The sequence below is a fragment of the Methylobacterium sp. GC_Met_2 genome (assembly GCF_026540795.1).
Classification (GTDB): Bacteria; Pseudomonadota; Alphaproteobacteria; order Rhizobiales; family Beijerinckiaceae; genus Methylobacterium.
Genome location: NZ_JALNUM010000080.1, coordinates 1 through 23,786, shown reverse-complemented (window position 1 = coordinate 23,786; position 23,786 = coordinate 1). Strand labels below are relative to the sequence as shown.

Sequence of the window (23,786 nt, the reverse complement as noted above, 5' to 3'; positions counted from 1 at the left end):
TTTCTCAATGGAAAGCCGTGACGCGTCGCTGGAGGTTGCCATGTCCCGCCACGATAACGACGACATCCTGCCTGTGGATCGCGCACATATCGGCCCGCAATCCAATATCACTGACGAGGATGAGCGCGTCGGCTACGGCCGTCCTCCAAAGCGGTCTCAATTTGTCAAGGGCCAGAGCGGCAATCCAGCGGGACGACCAAAGGGGAGCCTCAACCGCGCAACCATTCGAGCCATGGTGACGACGCTGTGGCTCGAGGAAACGATGAAGATCGGTGAGGGCGGGCGCCAGCGGCATATCCCCCGCCTCGAGGCCCTCATGAAGAAACAGGCCGAGCTCGCGTTCAAGGGCGACCGCAAGGCGATCAAGGATTGCCTCGATGTCGTCTTTCGTATGCTCGGCGATGTCCGTGAAGCGCACAGGGATGAGGAAACGACCGCCGAAGATCTCGCAATTTTACGCACGCATGATTTTGAAGCACGTGACAGCGCCGAGCACGCTGCGGATATCCCCTGCGACGACGAGGGAGGCGATCGTGAGTGATCTTCGCCGTCGCCTGCGGGCACTGTTGCGCCAGAACCTCGCCGCCTTCGCCCAGAAGACCTTTCGGTCCCTCGATCCCGGGACGCCGTACTGTCACAGCTGGCACCTCGAGCATCTCGCATGGCAACTTGGACGGGTGGCCCGGGGTGAGGTCCGCCGCCTGATCATCAACGTGCCGCCGCGCTCGATGAAGTCGATCACGGTCTCGGTCGCCTTCACCGCCTGGCTCCTGGGTCACGATCCGACCAAGCGCATCCTGTGCGCCTCCTACGCAGCCGATCTCGCGCGCAAGCATTCGATCGACACCCGCATCATCATGGAGAGCGACTGGTACCGCGAGCTGTTTCCGCGCTGCGAGCTGGTCGCGCGCCGCCAGCGCGATACCGAGCTCGTGACCTCGCAAAAGGGCGGACGTCTCGCCTTCGGGCTCGGGGGGGCTCTCACCGGGCGCGGTGCAGACGTCATCATCCTCGACGATCCGATGAAGGCCGCGAGCGCCACCTCGGAGGCCGACCGTCGCCGGGCGATCGAGTATTACGAGGGGACGCTGGTTTCGCGGCTGAACGACAAGCAGCGCGGTGCTATCGTCCTCGTGATGCAGCGCTTGCACGAAGACGATCTCTGCGGCCATCTGCTCGAGCGATCGCGCGAAGACTGGGAGGTCGTTCACCTTCCGGCCATCGCCATAGAGGACGGCGCGTTCCAGCTCAGCGACCGTCCTGGCCACGTGCATTGGCGTTTCTGCGACGATACCCTGCAATCCGACCGTGAACCCCGCGAGATCCTCGAAAGCCTCAAGCGCGAACTCGGCTCGCGGACCTTCGAGGCTCAGTACCAGCAGGCACCGACGCCGGCCGGCGGTAACCTGATCAGACGGGAATGGCTGCAATACTATCGTGATCGGCCGAGGACCTTCGAGCGCATCGTCGTCTCCTGGGACACGGCTTCGACCCAGGGAGACGCCAGCGACTGGTCGGCCGGCCTCGTGTGGGGTGTGCACGATCAAAACTTCTATCTACTCGAGGTGGTCCGAAAGCGCCTCGAGTTTCATCAATTGAAGGAAGCCGTGCTCAAGCTTCATGCGGACTGGAAGGCCGACGCTACGCTGATCGAGAAGACCGGGCTCGGGATCGCCTTGAAGCAGGATATCTGTCGCACGACCAGACTGAGGCCACTGTTGCTTCCGCCGAAGTTCGACAAGATCACGCGTTGCGAGGCGCAATCGGATCGTTTTGCGGAGGGACGCATATTCCTCCCTGACGAGGCGCCCTGGCTCGCGCTCTATGAGAAGGAGCTACTGGCCTTCCCGAATGGCCGCCACGACGATCAGGTCGATGCGACGAGCTATGCTCTGCACCACCTCACGGACTGGCTGAACCGCGCCAGACCGCTCGAACGGAGAAGCCGCGACAGCATCTCGCCCAGGAACCCGCGCGGGAGCGGACCGGAAAGCGAGGTCGTATCGATCGAACCCGAAACACCCGTCATCGAGCCCGTCCGGACGACCATCGAAAACGGACGCGTCACACAACACGTCAGCGCCCGCACGCCGGTCCCAGTGCAAGAGGCGCCGGATCGGCCAGGCGGAAGGCCGACGCGTCGCCGGTGATGCGCAAAGCCGACATTCTGTTTTGCGCCCATCGCGGTCATTCAGCTGGCTGTGACGTTGTTCCGTAAGCGGACGTTATCAGCTGCAACTGACCATTCGCATAGATGCAGTTCATGGCGCAGCGAGTTCAGAGGTTCACGCGGCGGATCGCATCCGGAGAACATCAGCAATCGCCAGCTTAGCTTGTCGAAGGGCTGCCGTCTCGTCCGCTCCCGACGAGGCGGCAGCTTCGAGGGTCCGGCACGCTGTTGCCAAGCGCGTATAGCCGAGGCTGCCGGCTATGGCGATCAGTGCGTGCGCTTCCTGCGCGATAAGCGGGCGTGTCGCCTCGGTCGGGAACGCAGATTCGATCCGCACGCATAGATCACCGGTCAGGCGCTCTACCTCAGCCGCGCCGATCGCCTCCCGGAGGCGTTGGACCCGTTCCTGGTCGCGGATTGGGTCCGGGTTGGAATCTGGCAACAGGGTCGCGGCGGCGGGCATGCCAGCCGTCGCAGCAGATAGCCCGGCTGAGGTTAGGCGTACCAAAAGTCCACCCTCAGCCGGTTCGCATGCCACCAGATCTTGCTCTTTCAGAGACAGTATAGCCGCCATCGCCGCGCTGTGTGCGAGCCCGGCCGCCAGGATGGTTGCAGGCACTCTATTGGCGGACAAGGGTAGGCTGCGTTCACCGACATAAAGCCAGGCGAGTAACTGGCTGGCGGCTGCATCGCTACTCCGGATAGTCGCGGCGAGGCCCGTGCGGCGCTCGCCAAAGGCGCGACAGATCTCTGCCAGCCCAGTCCACGCCTTCGGGTCGTTCACCCGGAAAGTCACGTCGCAGCCTCGCTCGAAACGACCGGTGAGGTCGATGGCGGGCAGAAGATGTCCGGGGCTGCCGGCTGGGAGGGCCCGGAGCTGCGCGAGGCCGTCTTCTGCGCCAATCAGGATAACCTCGGCGTCCTCAACGGGGCCGACGACAAAGGCGTGGCTCACGGCGGCGATGGCCTCGGCGCCGAGATCTGGGTACAGGACGGCCCGCGGTCGTCCAGCCATTCCGCGTCGGCGCCAGAGCGCCTCGGCCGGCAGCTCCACGGCGACCGGCGCCGCTGGCGGCTCATCTTGTTCTCGCAGGCGGTCGAGGGTGGCGTAGAGCAGCTCGGGCTCGATCGGTTTGACCAGGATCGCGTCGAACAGCGCGTCCGCGCCGCGGCGGGAGGCGAGCCCGTGGCGGTCGGCCGTGATCCCCACGAGTCGGACGTGGCCATGCACGCCCATGATCTCGCGCATCAGTCGCGCGAGGGCGTAGCCATCCATCTCGGGCAAGTGATAGTCGATCAACACGATGCCGTGGCGGCGCTCACTCAACTGGCGCAGCCCCAGGAAGCCGTCGGCCGCGCTGTCGAGCGCGTAGCCTCGGGCCGTGAGCAAGGTGCCGATCAGGTCGCGCGAACCGGGGTCGTCCTCGACCAGCAGGATTCGGTCAGTCATGCGGTCCTCATGGGCGGGCCGCGGCACGAGCGACCGGGCCGCGGAGCGCCTCCGGCGGCAGGTCCGCGACGATCGCCTCGGCCGGAGCGGGGGGCTGGGCGCCGACGAAGGCCCGGCTCAGCGCCGCCGGGCCGGGTCCGGCATCCCGGAGGGCTTGCCCATCGTCCGGAGTTGCGGCCGCGTCGGGTATACCCAGGTAGCGCCGGCCCGCCGGCAAGGTGGCGGCCTGCCCGGCGGTCCCGGCTGGTGTCGGGTCCGGCGACCCGACGACGGTGCGGGGTCGCGCGTGCCGGCGCGCCGCCGAGGGGGCGCGAGGAGCCGGTGTCCCGATCACGGGAGAGCCCTCGTAACGCGTCACGAGCTTGATCTGGTTCACTGCCGCCGCCATCGCGTCGAGCGGGATGTCGTCGCGACAAAGCCTGACCCGAAGCGATAGCGAGGCGGACCCTCTGGACGCCGGGTCGAGTTCCGGCGCCGCCGCGATCCATTGCCAGGCATACAGGCAGCGGGCGCCCCCCGCTGTCCGTCCAACCGCGAGCCCGTAAGGTCCGTAGGCATTCGCGGCGGGGTGGGGCACGACGTGCATCACCGTGCCCGGGAAGGCCGCCACCAATTCGGCGCGAATCCCGGCCTCGGTCGGCCGTCCGCCGGGAACGAGATCCCCACTCACCACCTCGGCGCCGGCTTCCGTGTGAGACATGCGCAGCAGCACGAGGTTCTCCCGTGTTCCGCCGCGCGGCGCGAGGCTTAGCGACACGGATTGCTCGAACTCGTCTGCGGCGTCGCGCTCCTGCAGGCGCACCGGGCGACCGATCCAGTCCGGCAGGACGACGACCGGCGTGGCTGGCCGTGCCGGTGCGGTCGCCCGCGCGGAGTGTCGCCGCCCGTCCGCGATTGCGTCCAGGCTGGCATAGCGTGCACCGCCTGATGAGGAGCGCACCTCGTCGCGGGCCGTACAGGCGCCGAGGGCGAGGGCGGTCAACGCCAGGGCCAGGGATGTGCGAATGGTGAGCGTCACAGGGCCTTCTCTCGCACGATCTGGTTACGCATCACTTGCGGCGCGCCGATTGAACCGGTCGTCGTCGGGGCGCCTCGCTCCGGGATTGTAGGCGCCTGTACTTGGCCGCGCGCCGGCTCGTCGGCCTGGGCGGCACGTTCGTCCGCCCAGAGCGTCCCGCGTGGCGCAGGGCTCTCTGCGGCGCTGGGCTGACTGGCTTGCTCGGCTCCGTTCCAGGCCGGCAGCAGCGAGAAGCCGTAGCGCTCGTAAGGCATCGGCCCGATGCCGGGCACGCGCCGGGCGACAGTCGGGGGCCTGCCCCGCGGTCGGTCGGACCAGTGCGCGTCGGCGACCGGACTGTTGGTGGGCGCGGCGCGCAGGTCGTTCTCCATGAGCACGGCGACCGGAAAGTCGCTGCGCCGGATCACGGGGGCCGCCGACGCACGGTTAGCGATGACCTCGTCGGGCTGCGGCACGCGCCCGCTCTTCGCCGCTCCGACCGGGGATGCGAGGTCGAGATAGCCGGATACAGGGCCTGTGACGGTCCTGGCGACCCGGGTTGGGGCGGTCTCGCAGGACATCGGTCGGCCGACCGCTGACTGAAACAGGAGGCTGACGACCCGCGGGAACAATCCGTCGTAACGATTGACGACGTCCAGAAACGTGCGCTCCTGATGCATCCGACGCAGCGACAGGGCGTAGCCGTAGACCGTAGCCTCCTTGGGGAACCACGCCACGGCACGCCGGAACCAGCTGAGCGCCGTGTCGAACTGGCAGCGGTTGTAAGCGTACCAGGCGAGCGCCTGCGCACCCTCTCCCGACGCCGTGGCAAGGGTGACCTCGGCGTAACGCTTCAGGCGTTCCGGTTCGATAGCGGGCGGGTCCTCCTGCGTGAGATCCGCCTCGAGAAGATCGATGAACAGCAGGGTGTTGTTCACCAGCGGTTCGCGCCACGCATAGGCTACGTCCTCCGCGTCACGGCGCAAGCCTAGGAGACGCAGAGTATGCGCCAGGCCGTGCGCCACCATGGCGTCGCCGCCACGGGCGATGGCGCGCTTGAACCAGGTGAGGGCGGTGGGCAGGTCGTGTCGCTTGAAGGCGAGCCAAGCCACGAGCGCCGCTTGATCGGGGTCGGGCGCGGTCTCCGCGTACGCCTGGAAAACGGCGAGGTCCTCGGGCGGTACGGACTGGCCGGCCTCGTCGTGGAGCACCGCGCCGATGCGTCCGCGGACGAGATCCACGCGGATCGCGTCGAGGTCCCGGGCGGGCCCGAGCGCGGCGAGTTGGTCGACGTCGGACATCGGCAAGATCTGCATCGCCCGCAGGAGACTGACCCGCCGCTCCTCTGGGCCGAAGCGGCCGGCGGTGAGCACGGCGCGGAGCAGGTCAAGGGCCAGTCCCTGGTGCTCCGTCCGGCCGTAGGCCTCGGCGGCGGCCCAGACCACCTCCGCGTCGGCTGCCTCGATCTCGGACCGGCGGCCCGCCGCGAAGATTGCGAGTTCGGCCCAGCGGCCAGTCCTGGCGAGGGACAGACAGGACTGCCGCAGGGCGCGCGCAGCCACGGCGGCCTGCAGCGCGGCCGATGGCTTCCAGCCCGGCTCAGCCTTGGCCCGGGTGACGAGCGCTGTCCCGAGATCCGCATCGCGGCCGGCCGCGAGAAAGTCCCAGAACCCGTCCTCATCCTCGCCACCGGCGCGCGCGGTCCAGAGATCGGCCGGCGGCTGCCAACCCGGATAGCGCCGTCGCAGCCGCTCGGTCTCCGCCTCCACTCGCGCGCGCTGATGCTGGCTCGCGTAGTAGCGCAGGGCGGTCTCGTCCGGCTTGGCGGCGTCGGCCGTCCCGGCGATGGCGGGCGCGCCGGCCAACAAGGCGACCGCGAGGATCAGCGCGGCGCGCATGTCGGATACCTCGAACGCAGGGCCGCAAGGGCCAGCAGGTGCAGGGTGACGGGGTAGTAGTTCTCACTGTCGGTTCGCACGCGCATCAGAGCCGACGGAAATGGCGCCCCGCGGCTCGCGCAGGCGGCGAGCGCCGGGATGGCGGCGTACCCGGTCTCGGTGAGCCGCGCCGCGACCCGGCCCGTATCCGTCTCGATCAGGGTCAGGCCGGTGTCGGGCTTCTGCCACAGGGCGAGAAACGGCGCGTAAAGGTCCGGATCGGTGACGCCCGCCATCGCGAGGTAGAGCGGGATGCGCAGGGCGTTGTAGCCGAACTCAACCGGGAACCCGGCCGCGGGCCGGGGCGCGGACCCGGACAGCGAGACCCACTCGACCGGCAGCCGGCCGGCTCCGAAGCGTGCGGCCGCGAGCAGGCGGCGCCCGCTGCGCGCCAGCGCGCTCCAGTCGAATTCAGGCGCGAGCAGCGAGACGCGATCCAAGGCCGGGAAGATCCAGTACGATAGGTTGACCACCGGACCGTCGGGACGCTCCTCGGCGGAGAAGCCTGCCACCGCCGGCAGGATCAGCGGACCTTGCGGGGTGCGCGGCAGGATCAGCTTGCGCCCGAGTTCGACGGCGATCCGGCGGCCGGCAACCCGGTGCGAGGGATCGTGCCACGCCTCGGTCGCCTCCGTGAGCGCCCAGGCGACAAGCAGGTCGCCGTCGGAGGCGTCGTTCATGTCGGCGACCGCGGGGCGCTTGTCCGGCTCCCAGCGCCACGCCAGAAGCTGGTCGTCGCGGACCATCAGGTTCGCCCGCGTCCAAGTCCAGATCCGCTCAAACGTCTCGCGGTCGCCCGCCGCCACGGCGAGCAGCATGCCGTAGCCCTGGCCCTCGCTGTGGCTGATGCCGCCGTTGGCGGTATCCACCACGCGGCCCTGCTCAGTGATGAATCGGGCCTTGTAGGTGCGCCACGCCTCGCCGCTGCCGAGAGCCCCGGCGAGAGGCGGCGCGGGGCCGGCCGTCGCTGCTTCGGCCAAGCTCACGGCCAGGAACGTCATGGCCAGGATGCTCATGACCATCCTCAGGATGGCGCCGCCGCGCACGAAGACGCTCATTCCGATCTCCGACCGAGGTTGCGCACGAGCAGTTGAGTTGAGCCAGCGAGACCGCCCGCCAGCAGCAGGCCGAACAGGCCGTAGAGGCCGGCATGCAGAGAGAGCCAGCCGGCCGCGACGCGGCGGAGATTGGCTGGTGCGGGTGGCAGCGTGGCAACGTATCGGGGCTCCGCCGCAGCCTCGATGATCACGGAGCCGTCGATGGACGAAAGCGCGGTGAGGCGGCCCTCCGGCCGCTTCCAAACCCGTGGATGGACGAGGCACGCAACCGCCTCCCGCAAGCTGGCGGCGGTGGGGGCCGTCACCAAGGTCAGCAGATCGTCCTCGGCGGGTCCGGTAATACCCTGCGCGATGAGGGCGGCGGCCTCCGCCAGGACTGGACCGCCCGTCCGCACCCCCCGCTTCCCGTCCGGCTTGGCGGCAGCCTCGGCCACGGCCTCGGGTAGCGGGGGCGCCAGCGCGCTGCAGGCCGCGATGCCGTCGGTGCGCAGCACGCGGCGCCGCAACGCGGGGCCGCTCTCTCGTGACGGTGCTGCCTCATGGTCGGCCCAGGCGTCCAGCAAGGCTTGCGGATCGAGGCCTGCTGCGGTCAGGACGGTTCCGTCCAGGGTCCTAGCGGTTGACACGAAGACGGTCGGTCCGGTTATGGCGGCGCGGCCAGCGGCGAACGCGAAGGGCAGCACCCGGCCGGCGGCGAGACCGAGTCGTGCCACGAGCGTCGCCGCGGCCGCCATGGTGTCGCGATCCGGGGCCGGGACGACGAGGGTCGGGCGTCGGGCCGAGCCGGCGTAGGGGAAGGCCTCGGCGACGGTCTCGGCGATCTCGGGCTGCCGGCCGACCCGCGCTAGCGGCGGGATGGTCAAGCGGCTCGAGCCGGCGAGGAACAGTCGCTCCGTGGGGACCCCCGTCTCGTCCGCGCAGGCCTGGTCATCGGTGCGCGGCAACTCGGCGCGGATCGCGATCCGATTGAAACCCGGACGGAGCAGCCGCAGCGGCAGGAACACCGCGCGGCGGTTCATCGCCTCTCCGCCCGGGCGACCCAGTGGCGCGCTCGCCGCGTTCGCACCGTTGATCTCCACGACGATCTGGGCGCCAGGCGCGAGGCCGGCCGGGTAGCCTGCGTCCAGGTCCAGGATCAGCTTGTCGTAGTCCGCCGGCATGAAGTCGTGCGGCAGGGCGAGGTCGAAGGCGATCCGATGGGTGCGCGCGGCCACGTGCGTGTCGGGGATGCCGAGCTCCGCGAAGGTGAGGGTCTCCCCGTCCGAGACCCTGCGGCCACCCGCATCGGCGAGCGCTCGCAGGCCTCGTGGCGTCCCGAGTGGGTCCGCCCGCGACAGCTCCTTGAGCTGCGCAAGCGCGGCGGTCACATCGGCATCTTCCGGCCCGGTCAAAACCAGGACGGGGCGGCGCTCCGCCGTCCGTGGCAGGAGCGCAAGGCGCGGCCCGGTCACAGGGCCGAGCGACGCCAGATCAACACTCCCGGCGAGTTCGGCCACGCGACCGACCGCGAGCGCCAGCCCGTCGCCATCCTCGGCGGTCGGGCCGAAATCCGCCGCCGGCTGGATGAACCGGCCGGCCAGGACGGTGGCCTGGAGCGCAGCGAGTCCCCGCTCCACGGTGCGCAGGCTCAGCTTCTCACCAGTCTGGATCAGGCGGATTGGCACTGCCCCGTCGGGTCCGCCCCGGATCGCCGGGAGGTCGGCGGGATCGGACGGCCCTTCGGACCTCGCCAGTAGGCCAGTCGTCGCGGGATCGATCTGTGTCCATAGCTCGTAGGTCGCAGGAATGGAGCAGTCGACGCGGTGGCGCTGCGCCACCGCGATGTCGATTCGATTGAAGCCCCGGGACATCACCCCCGGCGGCACGTCGAAGCCGAGGCTGCGGGCACCCCTGGCTCCGTCAATGGCGGCGCTCCCCAGTTCGATGCCGTTGAGACTGAACGTCAGCCGCGCGGTCTCAGGCAGGATCGAGACCGCGGCTACGTAGCCGACCTGGAACCGGCCACCGGCCCGCGCCTCCGCCTCGGTGACGTAGAGTGGGAAGCTCAGGCGGCCGTTCTCGCCCCAGAGCCGCATCGGCGCCGCGATCGCGGGCAGCCGGCGGAGGGTCGGGCCGGTCTCGGCTGCGCCGGCCGGAACCGGCCGCGCGGCGGCAGCCAGCTCGACCGGGGTGACGGTCGCCGCCCGTTCGGTCGAGGGCAGCATCAGAACCGGGGCCGGTCCGGTCCCCGAGAAGGATTGGGCCGAGGCCCCCGCCGCGCAGGTGAGAAGGGTGGCCGCGAGAGCCGGGCGGAGACCGTTGCGCATAGGATTCTCAGGCGGCGGAGCGGATGGTGGCGGGAGCGACCGGCTCGCGGCCGAGCGCACGAAAATCAGGCCCGCGGACGAGGTCCGCGCGATTGGCTTCGGCGCGTTCGACCCCGGCGAGGGCGAAGATTTCGGCGAGCCAGGCCGCAGGGTCGAGCCGCGTCTCGGCGGCGGCCCCGATGGAGGCTGCAGCCGGAGTCGCGACGGTGAGCGCGGCGGGAGCCTCGGCGGCGGCGAGTTCGGCGACCGCGCGTCTCCAGGCTGCGTCCGTGAGCGGCATGCCGACGGAAGCGCCTGCCTCCAGCGCTTGAGCCGGCGGGGCCGCGCGTCGCGCCTGGATGGGCGTCTCCGCATTTGCCGGGACGATCAGCGGCACGGGCACCGTCGCCAGGGGTGGGAGCGTAGCGGCCAGGGGCGCGGCATCCGGGGCGATGGCCGGAGCGACGACCGGGGAAGCGATCAGCGTTGACGGCTCCTCCGCCGCATACGCGCGGATTGACCCTGCCGATGCGGAGGGAATCTCCGTCGGGGTCGGGCGGTCCGGCACGGCCACAGCCGGAGCGGTCAGCGGTTGCGCGACGGGCGGGACGCTGCGGCGGTCGCGGACGGCGTACGTGATGGCTCGCACCGGCTCCGTGACGCCCCAGACGAGGAAGCGCAGACTTCCGGAGAGCAGGTTCTCGTGCCGGTGTCGGCCAGAGAGGAACGCTCGCAGGGCTGACACGTCGCCGTACATCAGCTCGGCGAGGCTGCGGAACATGGCGGGGCCGGAATCCGTGAAGGTCACGTCCCAGGTCTCGCCTGACAGGCCGCTGCCCTGACGGAACGTGAGGGGCCCGCAGGCCGCCTCGGCGAGGACGATCCGGCCCACGCTTCCCGCCCCGGCCGAGACCGGCCACGCCGAGCCGTCGCAGCGGTGCAGGCGGCAGCCCTCGGCTGAGGCCCGCTCTACCATCACCTCGAACACCGCGCCACCGACCGACGCGACGGCGCGCCGCTTCACCGGCAGACTATGGCTGCGTTCCGGCTGCCGGCGCTCGGCCACGACGCCCAGCGCCGCGCCCGCGATCACGAGGTTGAACAGGCACCAGAGCCCGACCACAAGCATCAGGCTGGTCACCCCGGGCTCGAAGAGGTAGCGCCACGCGGCTGTCGCGCAGCCCGCCACCAGCGCGCCGAAGATCGCGAAGAACGGCCATGCCAAGCTCGACAGGTGGTCGTGGTCGAGGCCAACGCCCTTGTTGGTGACATTGAAGCTCGGCTTGCGCGGCGACAGCATCACCGAGACAATTGAGCGGGCGAGATAGACGCCCTGCACGTATTCGTAGAGTTCGGATACCCACGGCCAGCGCACGCGGCCGTAGAGGTAATTCTGCATCATCATGTTGGCGGCCACGTAGGTCGCTGTGAAGGCCAGCGCCTCATCGATCGACGAGACGAAGATCTTCACGTCGAAGAAGATGTGCAGAAGCGGTGCCAGCATGAAGATCAGCCGCGGCAGCGGAAAGAACCAGAAGGTCATGCTGGACAGGTAGCAGAGCCTCTGGATCGGCTTGAGGCCGCGCTTCAGCAGCGGGTTCTTCAGGAGCATGATCTGGAACATGCCCTGGCACCAGCGCGCCCGCTGGCCGATGAAGTCCGCGAAGGTCTCCGGCTGGAGGCCGGCGATCAGCGGCCGGTCGACATAGGCGCTGGTCCAGCCGCGGGCGTGGAGTTCGAATGCGGTCTCGCAATCCTCCGTGATGGTGATGCCCGAGAAGCCGCCGACCGCGTCGAGCGCGGCTCGCCTGAGCAGCGCCGCAGAGCCGCAGAAGAACGAGCCGTTCCATTTGTCGAGGCCGGCCTGCGTGACGCCGTAGAACATCTCGTTCTCGGACGGCATCTTCGTGAATGTGCGCAGGTTCCGTTCCAGCGGGTCCGGGTTGATGAAGACGTGCGGCGTCTGCACCAGAAACAGCTTGGGGTCCTGCGCGAACAGGCCGACGGTCTCGCGCAGGAACGGCCGGAACGGCGCGTGGTCGGCGTCGAGCACCAGGATGAGGTCGGCGCGCGCCTGCGTCAGCCCGTTGTTGAGATTGCCGGCCTTGGCGTGCTCATTGCGCGCCCGGGTGAGATAACGGGCGCCCAGCGCGGCGCAGAGCGCCTGCAACTCGGCCCGGCGCGACCGGGCCGTCTCGGCCCTGGCGGGGTCGGCATCGGCGCATTTCTGATCGGTGCCGCCGTCGTCGAGCAGCCACACGCAGGCGCGCCCGGCCGGGTAGTCGAGATTGCGCGCCGCCGCCAGGGTAACGCCCAGGATTTCCACAGACTCATTGTAGGAGGGGATGAAGATGTCGACGGTGGGGAGTTCCGCCTCGGGCAGCGTCGGCGCCGCGCCACGGGCCAGCGGCTCGACGTTGATGATCAGGCTGACCGTAAGGATCAGCACACAGTAGAGCTCGGCGAGTGCCAGCACGACGCCGAGCCCAAAGCTGACGGGATCGTCGAGCGCCGGCAGCGTGCCGGTGAGCCGCCAGTAGACGTAGCGGATGACCACGGTCGTGCCGAGCGCCAGGAACAACATCCGAGCAAGGCCCCGGCGCGGAAACAGCAGCCAGAGTACGACCATGCCAGCGCCGGCCGCGCCGCACAGCGCGAGCTGAGCTGTCGGGCCGACAGGCTGCACCAGAAATCCGAGGGCGAGCGCGGCGCACAGCGCCCAGGTCGCCCAGAGCAGCCCCATCAGGATGCGCGGTCGCGCGGCCCTGGCGGAGGCCGCCGTCCCGACGGTCACGACGTCCCCCGTCACCAGGCTGTCCAGCGTCGTGGTGCCCATCAGAAGCCCGTCCGCAGATCGAGGGAGGTGTAGAGACCGCCCTTGCGGACGTGGTCGTAGACGTAGCCGGCCGACAGTCCGAGCTGCACCGCACCGATCTGCATGCCACTAAGGTGGCCACCGACCCGCCATTGCCGGTAGTAGTCGTCACCGAGCGCGGTGAATTCCGGCCCGACATACCCGCCGGCGAGCGCCGCGATGCCAAAGCGAACGCGGCCGTAATAGGCGTTGAACGTCGTGGCGTAGGAGCCGGTCGCCTGGAACATCGTGAAGGCGGTCGGCCGGGCATAGTAGTCCAGGGCCGTCTTCAGGCCGACGCCGGTGTGCGTGGTGGTCTCGCTCGCCCCGGACTGAGCGACCTCGTCGTGGCGGGCGTTCAGCCCAACGAAGCCGGTGAGCACGCTGTCTGGACCGACGAGCGCGTAGCCGGCCATCGCGGCGACATCGGTCTGCTGGCCGACGGCGTGGGCCGCGCCGGGGCTCTCAGCCCGGTATGAGCCGATCAGGCCATCGACCCGCACGCGGATACCGCTGGTGAGCAGGTCCCCTGCGGGCGCTGCCGTCACGGTGGCGCTGGCGAATTGCGACCCTTGCGACGCGATGGAGGCCGAGGTGTCGACGGCCACGATCCAGGCGTCGGGGCCGGACGGCGGCTCGGCCCCTGTATACCAGTCGGCGGCCTGGGCGACGGGGCAACCCGCCGTGGCCAGGGCCGCGGCGCACCCGATGAGGCTACGGTGCATATCGATACACTACGTGACTTGCAGGACGCCTTTAGGATCCGGCCAGCAGCCTTAATCGGTCCTTGCTGAAGCGGTTAGGATGCAGAGAAAAGATGGACTAAGCCGCTATAGGCGCCTAAACATGTAGTCTTCGAAAGACGAGGTCCGAGATCTCGCTCCGCCCTTGAAGCACTGGCGTACATCCGTGCGGACCATGCTTGCACGCGCAGCCTGTGGATGGGCGATTTGAGACTAGGCCGACTGGCCTAGTCCGGCCGCGAGGATCCGTAAACCGGCCGCCGCGGCAGCCGCCCGGTTGGCAACGCCGAGGGTGCGCAGGAGCGCCGCCACGTGCACCTTCACGGTGCCCTCACCGAGATCGAGGCTCCGGGCGATCTCCTTGTTGGATCGGCCGGCCACGATGAGTTCCAGCACCTCCCGTTGACGGCGGGTCAGCACCACCTCGCCGGCAGGCGGCGCGGACGCGCTGGGCGGTGGCTCGGCCATGAAGGGAGGCACGTAGATCGCCCCGTCGAGGATAGCCGAGACGGCGCGCAGCACCTCCGCGGTACCCAGCGTCTTGGGCACGTAGCCGTGGCAGCCGGCAGCCAGCGCGGTCAGCACATCGGCACGTGCGTTGGAGGCCGAGACGATGGCGGCCTTGACCGCGGGATAGCACTCGCGCACGGCCGCCACCGAGCCTGCACCCGCCATGCCAGGCATCTGTAAGTCGAACAGGGCCAGTGCCGTCTCAGGTGTCCCGGATAGAGCGGCGATCGCCTCGTCCAAACTTGCGGTCTCAATCACCCGGGCGAAGCCGAGCTGCCGGGTGAGCAGGGAGGTCATGGCGAGGCGGAAGAACTCATCGTCGTCCGCCAGGATCGCGACGCGGCCACAGGTCACTCCATCCGGTTCTGCCGTCGCCATCACCGCGCTCCCGACGCGGTCCGGGCCGGGTCAAGGCCGCACGCCAGCATCGCCCGCGTCTCGGCAGCGGCCGCGACAGCGAGGGCCTGGGTTCTGACCAAGAGCTCGTCGAACGCAACGTCCTCGGTCGCCCGCTCCAGGGCCAAGCAGGCTCGGCTGAGCGGCATGAAGCCCAGAAGGCCGCTTGCCGCTGCCAGGGCGTGCGCCTCCGCACGCAGGACCGCACGCTCGGCCGTTGTACCAGGCGGCTCAAGCGCAGCAGCGCGAGTAGGATCTGCGTTGAAGCCTGCGTCGGAATTCGCGAACGCATGCTCGGCGCGTTCCTGGAATTGTCCCAGCAGCCGGGCCAGCGTGTCTGGAGCGATCAGCGCCATGTTGTCCGCATAGCGCTCACAGTCGAGCGTCGGTTCTGCATCCAGAATTGCGCCGGCCGACCTGTCGAGCCATCGTGCCACCGCGTCACAGAGCTCCTGAGGCAGGAACGGCTTACCGAAGTGATCATCCATCCCGGCAGCTCGGAACGCCTCCACCTGATCCGGCAGGACATTGGCGCTCAGCGCGACCACAGGTACCTGGGCAACTGAACCTGGCAGGCAGCGAATCAGTCGGGTAGCCATCATGCCGTCGAGGCGTGGCATCTGGACGTCCATCAGCACGAGGTCGTAGTTGGCCGCCTCTACGGCGCGCACCGCGTCGATACCATCCGTGGCGAAGTCGACGGTGTGGCCAGCAGCCCTGAGCACGGTGCAGGCCAACTCGCGGTTGATCTCCACATCCTCCACCAAGAGGATGCGTCCGGCTTTGCCCCGACGCGACGAACGGGACGGGATGGCCGCAGCGACGGCGGACGCCAGGGGTAGCGCAAGCGTGAACCAGAAGGTCGAGCCTCTGCCCGCCTCCGATACGAGGCCGATCGTGCCGCCCATCAGCTCGACAAGCCGGCGGCTGATCGCCAGGCCGAGACCGGTGCCGCCGTAATCGCGACGGATCGAGCTGTCGGCCTGCGAGAAGCGCCGAAATAACCGCTCCTGACGGTCAGGCGAGATGCCGATACCCGTGTCCGTCACGCTGAATCGGATCAGGTCGCCAGCCAGGCTCATCCCTTCATGGCGCAGGCTGACGGTGACGCTGCCTCGAGGCGTGAACTTCACGGCGTTGTTGAGGAGGTTCAGGAGGATCTGCCGCAGTCGCCCGGAATCACCCGCGAGGGAGCTTGGAACGACGTCATCGATCCGCACGACGAGGTCGAGGCCCTTTGCAGCCGCTGACGTTCCGACGATGCCTACGCAGGCATCGACCAGTGGGCGAACCGCGAACGGCGCGGAGTCCAGGCTAACTGCGCCGGCCTCAACGGACGCGAAATCTAGGATGTCGTCGACGATGGTGCGTAGGTTCGAGCCTGCCGTCGCGGCGAGCTCCGCGTAACGTTTAAGATCGCCGTCGAGACGCTCGGATTCTGCTAGCAAACCGGCGAAGCCAATCACCGCATTGAGCGGCGTGCGGATTTCGTGGCTCATGGCGGAGAGGAACTCTGTCTTGGCTGCGTTGGCGCACTCTGCCTCGATCCGTGCGGCCTCGGCCGCCGCCTTGGCCTCAATCAGCGCACGCTCGCCGTCCTTCCGGGTGGTGATGTCGAGAGTCAGGCCAACGATTCGCACCGCGACGCCGTCCCGGTCGAGTTGTGGGCGTCCGATCGCCTGGATCCATCGGCGATCGCCTCCAGCTATGGGGACACGAAACGCGACGTCGAAGGTCCTGCGTCCCGAAGAGGCCTCCCGCACCGCCCGTAGGGTCGCCGCGCGATCATCCGGGACGACCCGGCGCATCCAATCGGCGACGTCTACCACCGCAGGGCGATCCTCTGGCAACCCGAGCCGGCATGCGCTTTCAGGCGAGAGGATCATCTCGCCAGTCGCAAGGTCGATGGCGAACAGCCCGGCCCCCGCCGCTTCCTGAGCAAGGCGCAGGAGTTCGCCCTTCTCCGCCAGCGCCTCCCGCGCACTCACGACCTCGTCGATGTCGAGGGCAGACCCGAGCCAGCCGATCAGGTCGCTGCCCATGTGCAGGGGCCGGAACACAAACTGGTGCCAGCGGAAGCGACCGTTCCGGTCGCGGACGCGACCCTGGACCTCGCAGAACCGGCCGTGCACGCGCGCCTTGGCGTAGGCGTCGCCGATCTGGCCGGCGTCGTCAGGGTGGAACCGGTCCGTGCGGGCGGCGCGAGTGGTAGGAATCGGCCCACAGTAGGTTTCGAAGGCTTGGTTAACGTAGACCGTCTCGCCCGTGTCGGCGCGTTCCATCCAGACCAGTTGCGGCAGCGTATCTACGAGCGCCCGGTAATGGTCGCGGCTCGCGCGCAGGTCCGCATGAGTCCGCTCATGCTCGGATGCCTCGCGGATAGTGACGATGCGGTCACCGGTGCCGGAGACGTTCCGGACGACCAGCACCGTCGCGACCCAGCGCGCGCCCGCATCGCGCATTCGGACAACAGCTGTGTCGGAGCCGCACGGCTGTGCGGTAGTAGCGAGGGCGGCCTCGTCCTCCGGGTGAACAGCTTCGTGCAAGAACCGGCCTACAAGGGAAGTGGCTACCTCGCCGAGGAATGCCTGCCCGCCCGCGGATGCGAAGGTCACCCGCCCCGCAGGATCGAGGCGCAGGATCAGCCCGGCGACGGCGTCAACGACCTGGCGCAGCGCCTCAGCCTTAGAGCCGGGCGACACGTGGCGCGGGTCGGTCATCGCCGAAAGGCCCGGCGACCAGTGGCGCTCCACGGGCGTTGGCAGGTTGAGGTGCAAGCGGGATGAGAAAAGGCCTGATCTGCGGTCATCGGCTGCGATACGGCGCGGGCGCTGGGTTACAAAAGTGCGCGCAGTCTCGTCTCGGAAGGTTAACCGTCTCTTTACCCTAATGCGGGCTATGAAGATTTCTAAGGGATCATCTTCAGACTGCCAGTGTCGAATTGAATTTGCCCGGATCACAATAACGACATGTGCGATGGCGGTGACCGGCGCGAAGCGCCCCGATTCTTGGTGACCCTCTCGGCTCGGGTCCGAGATGCAGCGCGCGCCTATCGAACGGCGATTCTCGATGTGAGCACGGGTGGACTTCTGATGATAGTGCCGAAAGACTTTGTGGCTGATCCCGGCACCCGACTCGAGATTGAGGTGGCGATGATCGGCACCGTGCGCGTGCGTGTTGTTGCGACCAGCGAGCGCGGCGTCCATCTCCGCATCGACTCGGATGCAGATGCATACGGTCTCGCCGTTCGAAGGGTGTATAGAATTGTTCAGTCTTGGTAGCGGTGGCCTCAGGTGTTGAAATTGATTAATCTATAGACCACGAGAAGACGGTTCCGCATGCTGTCAATACTGTAGATAATTTGCACGAACCTTCACCTGTGTGGATGGATGCAATCCAATCGGGGGAGCCGCTTAGACCCCAGCTATATCAGGCGTCCTGACTTAGGTCGCGCGCCGCATCCACCGACGCACATACAAAAGCTGCGCTCAAGTCACATCAGGAAAGATACGCATACACGGCCTAAATAACCTAAATCATTGTGTTTTGGGGTACATAAGTTTGGTTCTCCGCCGTCGCTCCGTGCAGGAAAGTGAGAGCCCCGCTTGAGCGGCGCGTGGCGGCAGGTCGATGTCGTCGAGGCGCTAAACGCTTTCGCCGAGGCGTTGTTCAGCGTGCCATGGCGCCATGGACTCTCGGAACCTCAACCAGGGCCCCGGCGCACTGGATCTTGGTTCGCTTTGAAGCGCATGCTGACTGGCCCTTAGCAAGGGCGTCCTACAACCTCGATCCATCTCGACATCCGGACACGTTGACGTAGAGGATATGTTAGCTGACCTTTGCTAGTTGTAGTTAGTTTGAATTTGTGGCCCGTTAACTCGACATTAGCAACTCACACACCTACTGGTTGTAAGCGGCAGCCGTCGACTGCGGGAGTTTCAGACTAATCAAGAAATCTCGGGGGCAGCACCATGGGCAGGGCACTGGGCGGCAAACCGTTGGTCCTTGTTGTCGAAGACGATGCTGTCACCCGCATGGCAGCCGTGGCCATGCTTGATAGCGCCGGGTATGAGGTGGTGGAAGCAGATAGTGGCTCGTCTGCTGTTCAGGAGCTTATGCGGGTCCCGGGAATCCGTGTGATCCTGACCGACATCGACATGCCGATGGGCATCGATGGTATCAAGTTGGCGGCCTGCGTGAACTTGGGCTGGCCAGGCATCAGCATTGTCATGACATCGGGCAAGGTGAAGCCTCTGCCTGGTGACGTGCCGAGGAATGCTTGTTTCGTGCCGAAGCCCTACGGCGAGGCGAAGGTGCTCGCTGCGATCAGCCGGATGATGGCTCAGTGACCCTCACGTTTTCGCAACAGGTTAGAAGCCGCATGTAAAAGGCGGATCTGCGGCACTCGCAAACAAGCGAGCGTTAACCTTGCCGGTCCATTAATGCTTGTCGGTAGCCTCGTGCGTATCGGCGGGCCCTTTATGACCTCAGTCTCCAGCTCCACAGCGGCGCTCCTGCAGTACTTCCGTGATCGTGAAGCCAGGTCGGACGCACCAGGTACGAACACCAACGGCGCCAAGGCTCTACCGGCGGACACGGCTGGAGCGGGTCTTAAGCTCGCGTCGGTTCAAACTAGCAACGTCGGTTCCGCTGCCTCTACCGAACTCGATGTCTCGCAGGTCCAGGACCGTCTCGGTTCGCTCATCGATGCGCAGGTTTCATCCGGAAAGCTGACAGACTCGCAAGGCGATGTGCTCAAGAGGGTCCTGAATCAAGGTTCCACTGCCTCGGACGACTCCAGCGCTGTCGCGACAACGCCTGAGACTGTCCCGCAACCCAAAGGACCAACAAAAGCGGAGCCCTCAACAGCCGACTTATCTTCGCAAGGCGCAGGAGGCGTGCAAGACTCTGGTGCCGTGTTAGCGGCGTTTATCAAGAACCTGCAGAGTACGCAGGTCTCCAGATCGGGGTACGGCAGCACCGGCTCCACTGGCTCAGCAACAATCGTGGGCACGCGGGTTCTCGACGTGAACACGTAAGTGCTGCTCGTGAAAAGAATGGTGGTGCATCGTCCCGAGGCGGCAGGCCTGCATTGATCCAGCACCAGCGCATCAAGGCACCGGCGCGTCGGTCCTGCGCCGTGCGCTTCCGATCGATCTATGCGACGGCCGGGGTGACCTAACGTCGCCCCTAGTGCAGTGACTCAGACGGATGGTTCAGGGGATCGGCTGACGGCTGCGATGATGTCGGTGGCGGGTTTGGTCCAGACGAAAGGTCTGGCGCGTCGGTTGTGCTCGGCGATGTAGCGTTTGATCGCCGCCTGTAGATCGACAACGCCGGTGAAGGAGCCTCGCCGCAGCCGACGCCGGGTCAGCGCTGAGAAGAAGCCCTCGACCGCGTTGAGCCACGAGGCCGAGGTCGGGGTGAAGTGGAACGTCCAGCGCGGGTGCCGGGCGAGCCAGGCGCGCACCTTCGGATGTTTGTGGGTCGCGACGTTGTCGAGGATCGCGTGGATCGCCTTGCCGGGCGGGACGGTGGCCTCGACGGCGTTGAGGAACCGGATGAACTCACCGTTCCGGTGGCGCTGCATGCAGCGGCCGAGCACGGTGCCCGCCAGGACGTCGAGGGCGGCAAACAGCGTCGTGGTGCCGTGACGGGTATAGTCGTGGGTCTGGGCGGCGGGATGGCCGGGGGCGAGCGGACGGTCCGGGCGGGTCCGCTCCAGCGCCTGGATCTGGCTCTTCTCGTCGATGGACAGCACTACCGCGTGGGCGGGTGGATCCATGTAGAGGCCGACCACGTCCTCGACCTTGGCGGCGAAGGCAGGATCGCGCGAGCGCTTGAACGTGCGCAGCCGATGTGGCTGAAGGCGGTGAGCGTCCCAGATCCGTTGCACGGCCCGCAACGAGATCCCGACAGCCCGTGCCACGGCACGTCCGGTCCAGTGGGTGACCTCGCCGGGCGGTTCCGAGCAGGTCAGCGCCAGGACCTCGGCCACCGTCTCGGTCGAATGGGGCGGCGTGCCGGGCGGACGCGTCTTGTCGCGCAGCAGACCTTCGACGCCAGCCTCGGCGTAGCGCCGCTGCCAGCGCCACACGGCCGGGCGGCTGACGCCCGCCCGCCGGGCGACGTCCTGGACACTCAGGCGCTCGGCCGAGAGCAAGACGATGCGGGCGCGCTGGGTGTGCTTGAGCGGGCGAGAGCGGTCGCTGGCGATCGCAACCAGCCGTGCCGCGTCGCTCGTATCGAGCAGAACGCATACCGTCTGAGCCATGGCCCAGACTCGCACGCCTCACCGCCTGCGTGAATCCTATGTCCGCGTCACTGCACTAGGAGCCCGTCCGAGTAAACCTTTCGACGGCGGGGCCTGGGGGTGATTCACTCGGCTCATGGCCAAGGTGTTTCGCTCCTGGGATGTGGATCAGGGCTGGCTGCTGCCGCCCTCGCTGCATGAGTTCGTGCCGCCCGGGCACATGGCGCACTTCGTCCGCGACACGGTGCGGGAAGCGCTCGATCTTTCGGCCATCCTCGACACCTACAGCGAAGAGCGCGGCTACCCGCCCTACCATCCGGGCATGATGGTGGCGCTCCTGCTCTACGGCTACAGCCGCGGCCTGTACTCCTCGCGTCAGCTCGCCCGGGCCTGCGAGGAGCGGGTCGACGTCATGGCGGTGACCGGGCTGAACCGGCCGGACTTCCGAACCATCGCCGACTTCCGCAAGCGCCACCTCGTGGCCCTGTCCGACCTGTTCGTGCAGGTGCTGCGCCTGTGCCGGGCGGCTGGTTTGGTCCAGTTCGCCCACGTGGCGGTGGACGGGACCAAGGTGAAGGCCGACGCCTCCCGCCACAAGGCGATGAGCTACGGACGCATGAAGACGGCCGAGCCGGCGCTGGCCGCCGAGGTCGACGCCTGGCTAGAGCAGGCGCGCGAGGCGGACGTGGCCGAGGATGAGGCGCAGGGTGCGACCCGTCGTGGGGACGAGACGCCGGACTGGATGGCCGACAAGCAGCGACGGCTGGAGACGATCCGTGCCGCCAAGGCTGCGCTGGAGGCGGAAGCGGTCGACCCGCCCAACCCCGAGGACGAGAGTGGGCCGAGTGCATCCTCGGGCATGCGTTGGCAGGGGCGGCCTCTGCGCGGTGAGGACGGCGGTCCGCCCGACCGGGCACAGCGCAACTTCACCGACCCGGACAGCCGCATCCTGCCCACCCGCGACGGGTTCGTGCAGGGCTACAACGGGCAGATCGCCGTCGATGCCGCGCATCAGGTGATCGTCGCGCACCGCCTCGTGACCAACTCGGCCGACTCCCGCGCCCTCGTGCCGCTCGTGGACGACGTCCACGCTCATCTCGGGCGCAAGCCGCGAGAGCTCTCCGGCGATGCCGGCTTTGCCAACGAAGCGAACCTCGTCGCGCTGCAGGAGCGGCGGATCACCGCCTACCTGGCTCCGGGTCGGGCGCGTCATGGCGAGGCGGACGCGGCCGGCCGCAGAAGGCTGACGAAGATGCCGTTGATGAGCGCAATGGCTGTGCGCCTGAAGCGGGCTGGCCGCCGCAGCCGCTACCGCCTCAGGAAGCAAGTGGTCGAGCCCGTGTTCGAGCAGATCAAGCAGGCCCGGGGCTTCCGACAGTTCCTGCTCCGCGGCCTCGATCAAGTCCGGGGCGAATGGGCGATGATCTGCACCGCCCACAACCTCCTCAAACTGGCGAAGGCCGGGCACTGAGCCCAAAGCCGACGCACACGTCTGCCCAGACTTCGACGCTCATCCCACCTCGTGAACTCGTTACTCGGACGGGCTCCTAGATGTTTGGTCCCGCTGTGTGGTGGTACGACTGATGCCGCATGGAGGGACGCGCTATGGGACAGGTTCTCCTGATCCTCACCCGATTTCCCGGTTCTCCCGCACTTTGCGTGGATTAGGCAGCGAGGAGCACGCGGCGGTGGAGGGGTGCGAAGCTGGCGCGGCCGTACATGGCACGCTTGAGCATCTTCAGCCGAGTGATCTGCTCTTCGGCCTGCGCGTTGCTCCAGGGCATCGTAAGCGCCGCCCGAACCGCCGGCCCCTCCAGCGCCAAGCCAGCCGCGAAGGTCTTCAATGCCGCCACGCCGCAGGTGCGCGTCTCGAGGAGCCATCTGTCGAGTTCGCCGGCCGCATCCACCGGTCGGTCGCCATCTAGGCCACAGGCGCGCACCAACATCGTGAACCACCGCGCCAGATCGGCGACGCGTGCTGCTTCGGCGTCGTGCCGGATGCGAGCAAAGTCGGCCGCGGCACGGGGCGGCACCGTCTTGATCGGCTGAACCAGGGTCCAGGCCAGTTGCTTCGGAGAGGCGATCGGTTCTGCTTTGGGAGCCTCCGCGCTCGTCGCTTCGGTTCGCGACAGCTACTTGTGGGCGGTGCGCGGCGCCGGCACCGTGCGCCGCTCGGCGACTTAGCGGTGCACCTGCCGATGAGTTCCAGCAAAGCCCTGATCGCGGATCTCGCGCCAGAGCGCTATGGCGTTCTGAAGACGGCTTCTCACCCCGAGCCGGAGTTGCGGGACGGTCAGCGAACGGACGCTCTTAAGAAGCGCCGACGGCTGTCGGTACGGCTGACATGGGTCGGTATGAGCCCGTCCGCTTTTGCAGCGGCACTTCTCCGGAGCGGACCTGCTTCTTACGGCCAGGATCGGTCGCCGCTGACTGCGCGCATGAAGGTCTCAGATGGGTGGATTTGCGATGGTCCGCTTTGGGACCAGATCGGGGAGAAGCGGTCGCCACCGAAGCGCCCACTTACCTCCCTCGAACATCATTACGGCCAAGCTGGTTTTCTCGACCGCTCGGTCTTTGCTGGTTTATCGTAGAGCGGCATCGCCATTGATGTGGGTTGGAGATCTAGCATGCCTCACGTTTTGCTGATCGGCTACGCGCCTGATGCCGTCGATTACTCCGATCCGACGCTGCCCCCAGGCATCGATGCGGGAAAGATCGCTGCAGGTATCGATGCTGGCTTAAAGCAGATGCGAGACAAAGGCTGGCAGACTGATTTCTGCGCGATCCGACCAAACGAATCGATTACGGAAACGATTGAGCAGCAGCTTACGTCCGTTCAATATGATTGCATCGTAATTGGTGGTGGCGTTCGGATGAGTTCAAGGTACCTCAATCAATTCGAGATGGTTATCAACGCCGTGCGCGAGAATGCTCCGGGTGTGCCCATCGCCTTCAATACGCGACCTGAAGATAGTGCCGATGCCGCAGAACGTTGGATATCGACGCAATAGCCAAGTCTTGGAGCGTCCCGATGTGAACGGACGTCGGCGCTGACCGCGTCGAGTGGATTTGTGCCTATCCGCTTCCGAGCGGGAGAAGCATCAGAGCGGACGTCGCAGTCCCGCCCGCTCAT

General features: G+C 67.5%; 15 protein-coding genes and 1 pseudogene. 5 read left to right on the top strand and 11 right to left on the bottom strand.

Translation table 11 applies throughout. From position 1 onward, the window contains the following. The first annotated feature begins 40 nt into the window (after window positions 1-40). Window positions 41-541 (top strand): DUF5681 domain-containing protein, encoded by a 501-nt coding sequence (locus OXS49_RS22875; RefSeq protein WP_267426908.1) that lies wholly within the window; start codon window positions 41-43, stop codon window positions 539-541. After that, the gene (gene terL / locus OXS49_RS22870) at window positions 423-2,150 is read left to right on the top strand and encodes a phage terminase large subunit (protein ID WP_267426905.1); all 1,728 of its coding nucleotides are present in this window, start codon (window positions 423-425) and stop codon (window positions 2,148-2,150) included. Before OXS49_RS22875 ends, terL begins: the two co-directional genes overlap by 119 nt. 135 nt (window positions 2,151-2,285) lie before the next feature. Here terL and OXS49_RS22865 read toward each other — a convergent pair whose 3' ends face one another. The 9 genes from OXS49_RS22865 to OXS49_RS22825 form a co-directional block, all read right to left on the bottom strand. Further along, on the bottom strand, window positions 2,286-3,620 hold the full coding sequence (locus tag OXS49_RS22865) for a response regulator (RefSeq protein ID WP_267426904.1): 1,335 nt from the start codon (window positions 3,618-3,620) through the stop codon (window positions 2,286-2,288). Between the two features lie 7 nt (window positions 3,621-3,627). Next, a complete protein-coding gene (gene bcsN / locus OXS49_RS22860) occupies window positions 3,628-4,638 on the bottom strand; it encodes a cellulose biosynthesis protein BcsN (RefSeq protein WP_267426903.1) in 1,011 nt (336 codons plus the stop codon). Beyond that, a complete protein-coding gene (locus OXS49_RS22855; protein WP_267426902.1) occupies window positions 4,635-6,515 on the bottom strand; it encodes a hypothetical protein in 1,881 nt (626 codons plus the stop codon). Before OXS49_RS22855 ends, bcsN begins: the two co-directional genes overlap by 4 nt. Continuing rightward, on the bottom strand, window positions 6,500-7,612 hold the full coding sequence (locus tag OXS49_RS22850; protein ID WP_267426901.1) for a glycosyl hydrolase family 8: 1,113 nt from the start codon (window positions 7,610-7,612) through the stop codon (window positions 6,500-6,502). The genes OXS49_RS22855 and OXS49_RS22850 overlap by 16 nt, the downstream gene beginning before the upstream one ends. After that, a complete protein-coding gene (locus OXS49_RS22845; RefSeq protein ID WP_267426899.1) occupies window positions 7,609-9,918 on the bottom strand; it encodes a cellulose biosynthesis cyclic di-GMP-binding regulatory protein BcsB in 2,310 nt (769 codons plus the stop codon). The genes OXS49_RS22850 and OXS49_RS22845 overlap by 4 nt, the downstream gene beginning before the upstream one ends. Before the next feature lie 7 nt (window positions 9,919-9,925). Further along, window positions 9,926-12,733 (bottom strand): UDP-forming cellulose synthase catalytic subunit, encoded by a 2,808-nt coding sequence (gene bcsA / locus OXS49_RS22840; RefSeq protein WP_267426897.1) that lies wholly within the window; start codon window positions 12,731-12,733, stop codon window positions 9,926-9,928. Further along, window positions 12,733-13,476 carry a cellulose biosynthesis protein BcsS gene (gene bcsS / locus OXS49_RS22835; RefSeq protein ID WP_244025073.1) on the bottom strand — a complete coding sequence of 248 codons (744 nt, stop codon included), beginning with the start codon at window positions 13,474-13,476 and terminating at the stop codon, window positions 12,733-12,735. The genes bcsA and bcsS overlap by 1 nt, the downstream gene beginning before the upstream one ends. 231 nt (window positions 13,477-13,707) lie before the next feature. Further along, a complete protein-coding gene (locus tag OXS49_RS22830; RefSeq protein WP_267426891.1) occupies window positions 13,708-14,382 on the bottom strand; it encodes a response regulator transcription factor in 675 nt (224 codons plus the stop codon). Beyond that, entirely contained in the window at window positions 14,382-17,606 is a 3,225-nt protein-coding gene (locus tag OXS49_RS22825; protein WP_267426890.1) for an ATP-binding protein, read from the bottom strand. Before OXS49_RS22825 ends, OXS49_RS22830 begins: the two co-directional genes overlap by 1 nt. A gap of 765 nt (window positions 17,607-18,371) precedes the next feature. Between OXS49_RS22825 and OXS49_RS22820 the strand changes: the two genes are divergently transcribed. Continuing rightward, complete coding sequence (locus OXS49_RS22820; RefSeq protein WP_267426889.1) at window positions 18,372-18,749, top strand: response regulator; 378 nt, start codon at window positions 18,372-18,374, stop codon at window positions 18,747-18,749. A gap of 854 nt (window positions 18,750-19,603) precedes the next feature. Here OXS49_RS22820 and OXS49_RS22815 read toward each other — a convergent pair. Next, window positions 19,604-20,674: an IS630 family transposase gene (locus tag OXS49_RS22815; protein WP_267426888.1), complete on the bottom strand. Its 1,071-nt coding sequence runs from the start codon at window positions 20,672-20,674 to the stop codon at window positions 19,604-19,606. Window positions 20,675-20,789: 115 nt separating this feature from the next. Here OXS49_RS22815 and OXS49_RS22810 point away from each other — a divergent pair, with 115 nt between their 5' ends. Beyond that, a complete protein-coding gene (locus OXS49_RS22810; protein WP_267426887.1) occupies window positions 20,790-22,124 on the top strand; it encodes an IS1182 family transposase in 1,335 nt (444 codons plus the stop codon). A 193-nt stretch (window positions 22,125-22,317) separates the two neighbouring features. Here OXS49_RS22810 and OXS49_RS22805 read toward each other — a convergent pair. Next, window positions 22,318-22,908: pseudogene (locus tag OXS49_RS22805) on the bottom strand (ISL3 family transposase); the annotation flags it as partial. 372 nt (window positions 22,909-23,280) lie between these two features. Here OXS49_RS22805 and OXS49_RS22800 point away from each other — a divergent pair. Beyond that, the gene (locus OXS49_RS22800) at window positions 23,281-23,664 is read left to right on the top strand and encodes a hypothetical protein (RefSeq protein WP_267426886.1); all 384 of its coding nucleotides are present in this window, start codon (window positions 23,281-23,283) and stop codon (window positions 23,662-23,664) included. The last annotated feature ends 122 nt before the right edge of the window (window positions 23,665-23,786 follow it).

Bases quoted from the DNA above. Each gene is read 5' to 3' on its own strand.
- OXS49_RS22875 (WP_267426908.1), top strand. From the start codon at position 41: ATGTCCCGCCACGATAACGACGACATCCTGCCTGTGGATCGCGCACAT.
- terL (WP_267426905.1), top strand. From the start codon at position 423: ATGAGGAAACGACCGCCGAAGATCTCGCAATTTTACGCACGCATGATT.
- OXS49_RS22865 (WP_267426904.1), bottom strand. From the start codon at position 3,620: ATGACTGACCGAATCCTGCTGGTCGAGGACGACCCCGGTTCGCGCGAC.
- OXS49_RS22855 (WP_267426902.1), bottom strand. From the start codon at position 6,515: ATGCGCGCCGCGCTGATCCTCGCGGTCGCCTTGTTGGCCGGCGCGCCC.
- OXS49_RS22850 (WP_267426901.1), bottom strand. From the start codon at position 7,612: ATGAGCGTCTTCGTGCGCGGCGGCGCCATCCTGAGGATGGTCATGAGC.
- OXS49_RS22845 (WP_267426899.1), bottom strand. From the start codon at position 9,918: ATGCGCAACGGTCTCCGCCCGGCTCTCGCGGCCACCCTTCTCACCTGC.
- bcsA (WP_267426897.1), bottom strand. From the start codon at position 12,733: ATGGGCACCACGACGCTGGACAGCCTGGTGACGGGGGACGTCGTGACC.
- bcsS (WP_244025073.1), bottom strand. From the start codon at position 13,476: ATGCACCGTAGCCTCATCGGGTGCGCCGCGGCCCTGGCCACGGCGGGT.
- OXS49_RS22830 (WP_267426891.1), bottom strand. From the start codon at position 14,382: ATGGCGACGGCAGAACCGGATGGAGTGACCTGTGGCCGCGTCGCGATC.
- OXS49_RS22825 (WP_267426890.1), bottom strand. From the start codon at position 17,606: ATGGACGCCGCGCTCGCTGGTCGCAACAACACGCACGCGCACGGTGCC.
- OXS49_RS22820 (WP_267426889.1), top strand. From the start codon at position 18,372: ATGGGCAGGGCACTGGGCGGCAAACCGTTGGTCCTTGTTGTCGAAGAC.
- OXS49_RS22815 (WP_267426888.1), bottom strand. From the start codon at position 20,674: ATGGCTCAGACGGTATGCGTTCTGCTCGATACGAGCGACGCGGCACGG.
- OXS49_RS22810 (WP_267426887.1), top strand. From the start codon at position 20,790: ATGGCCAAGGTGTTTCGCTCCTGGGATGTGGATCAGGGCTGGCTGCTG.
- OXS49_RS22800 (WP_267426886.1), top strand. From the start codon at position 23,281: ATGCCTCACGTTTTGCTGATCGGCTACGCGCCTGATGCCGTCGATTAC.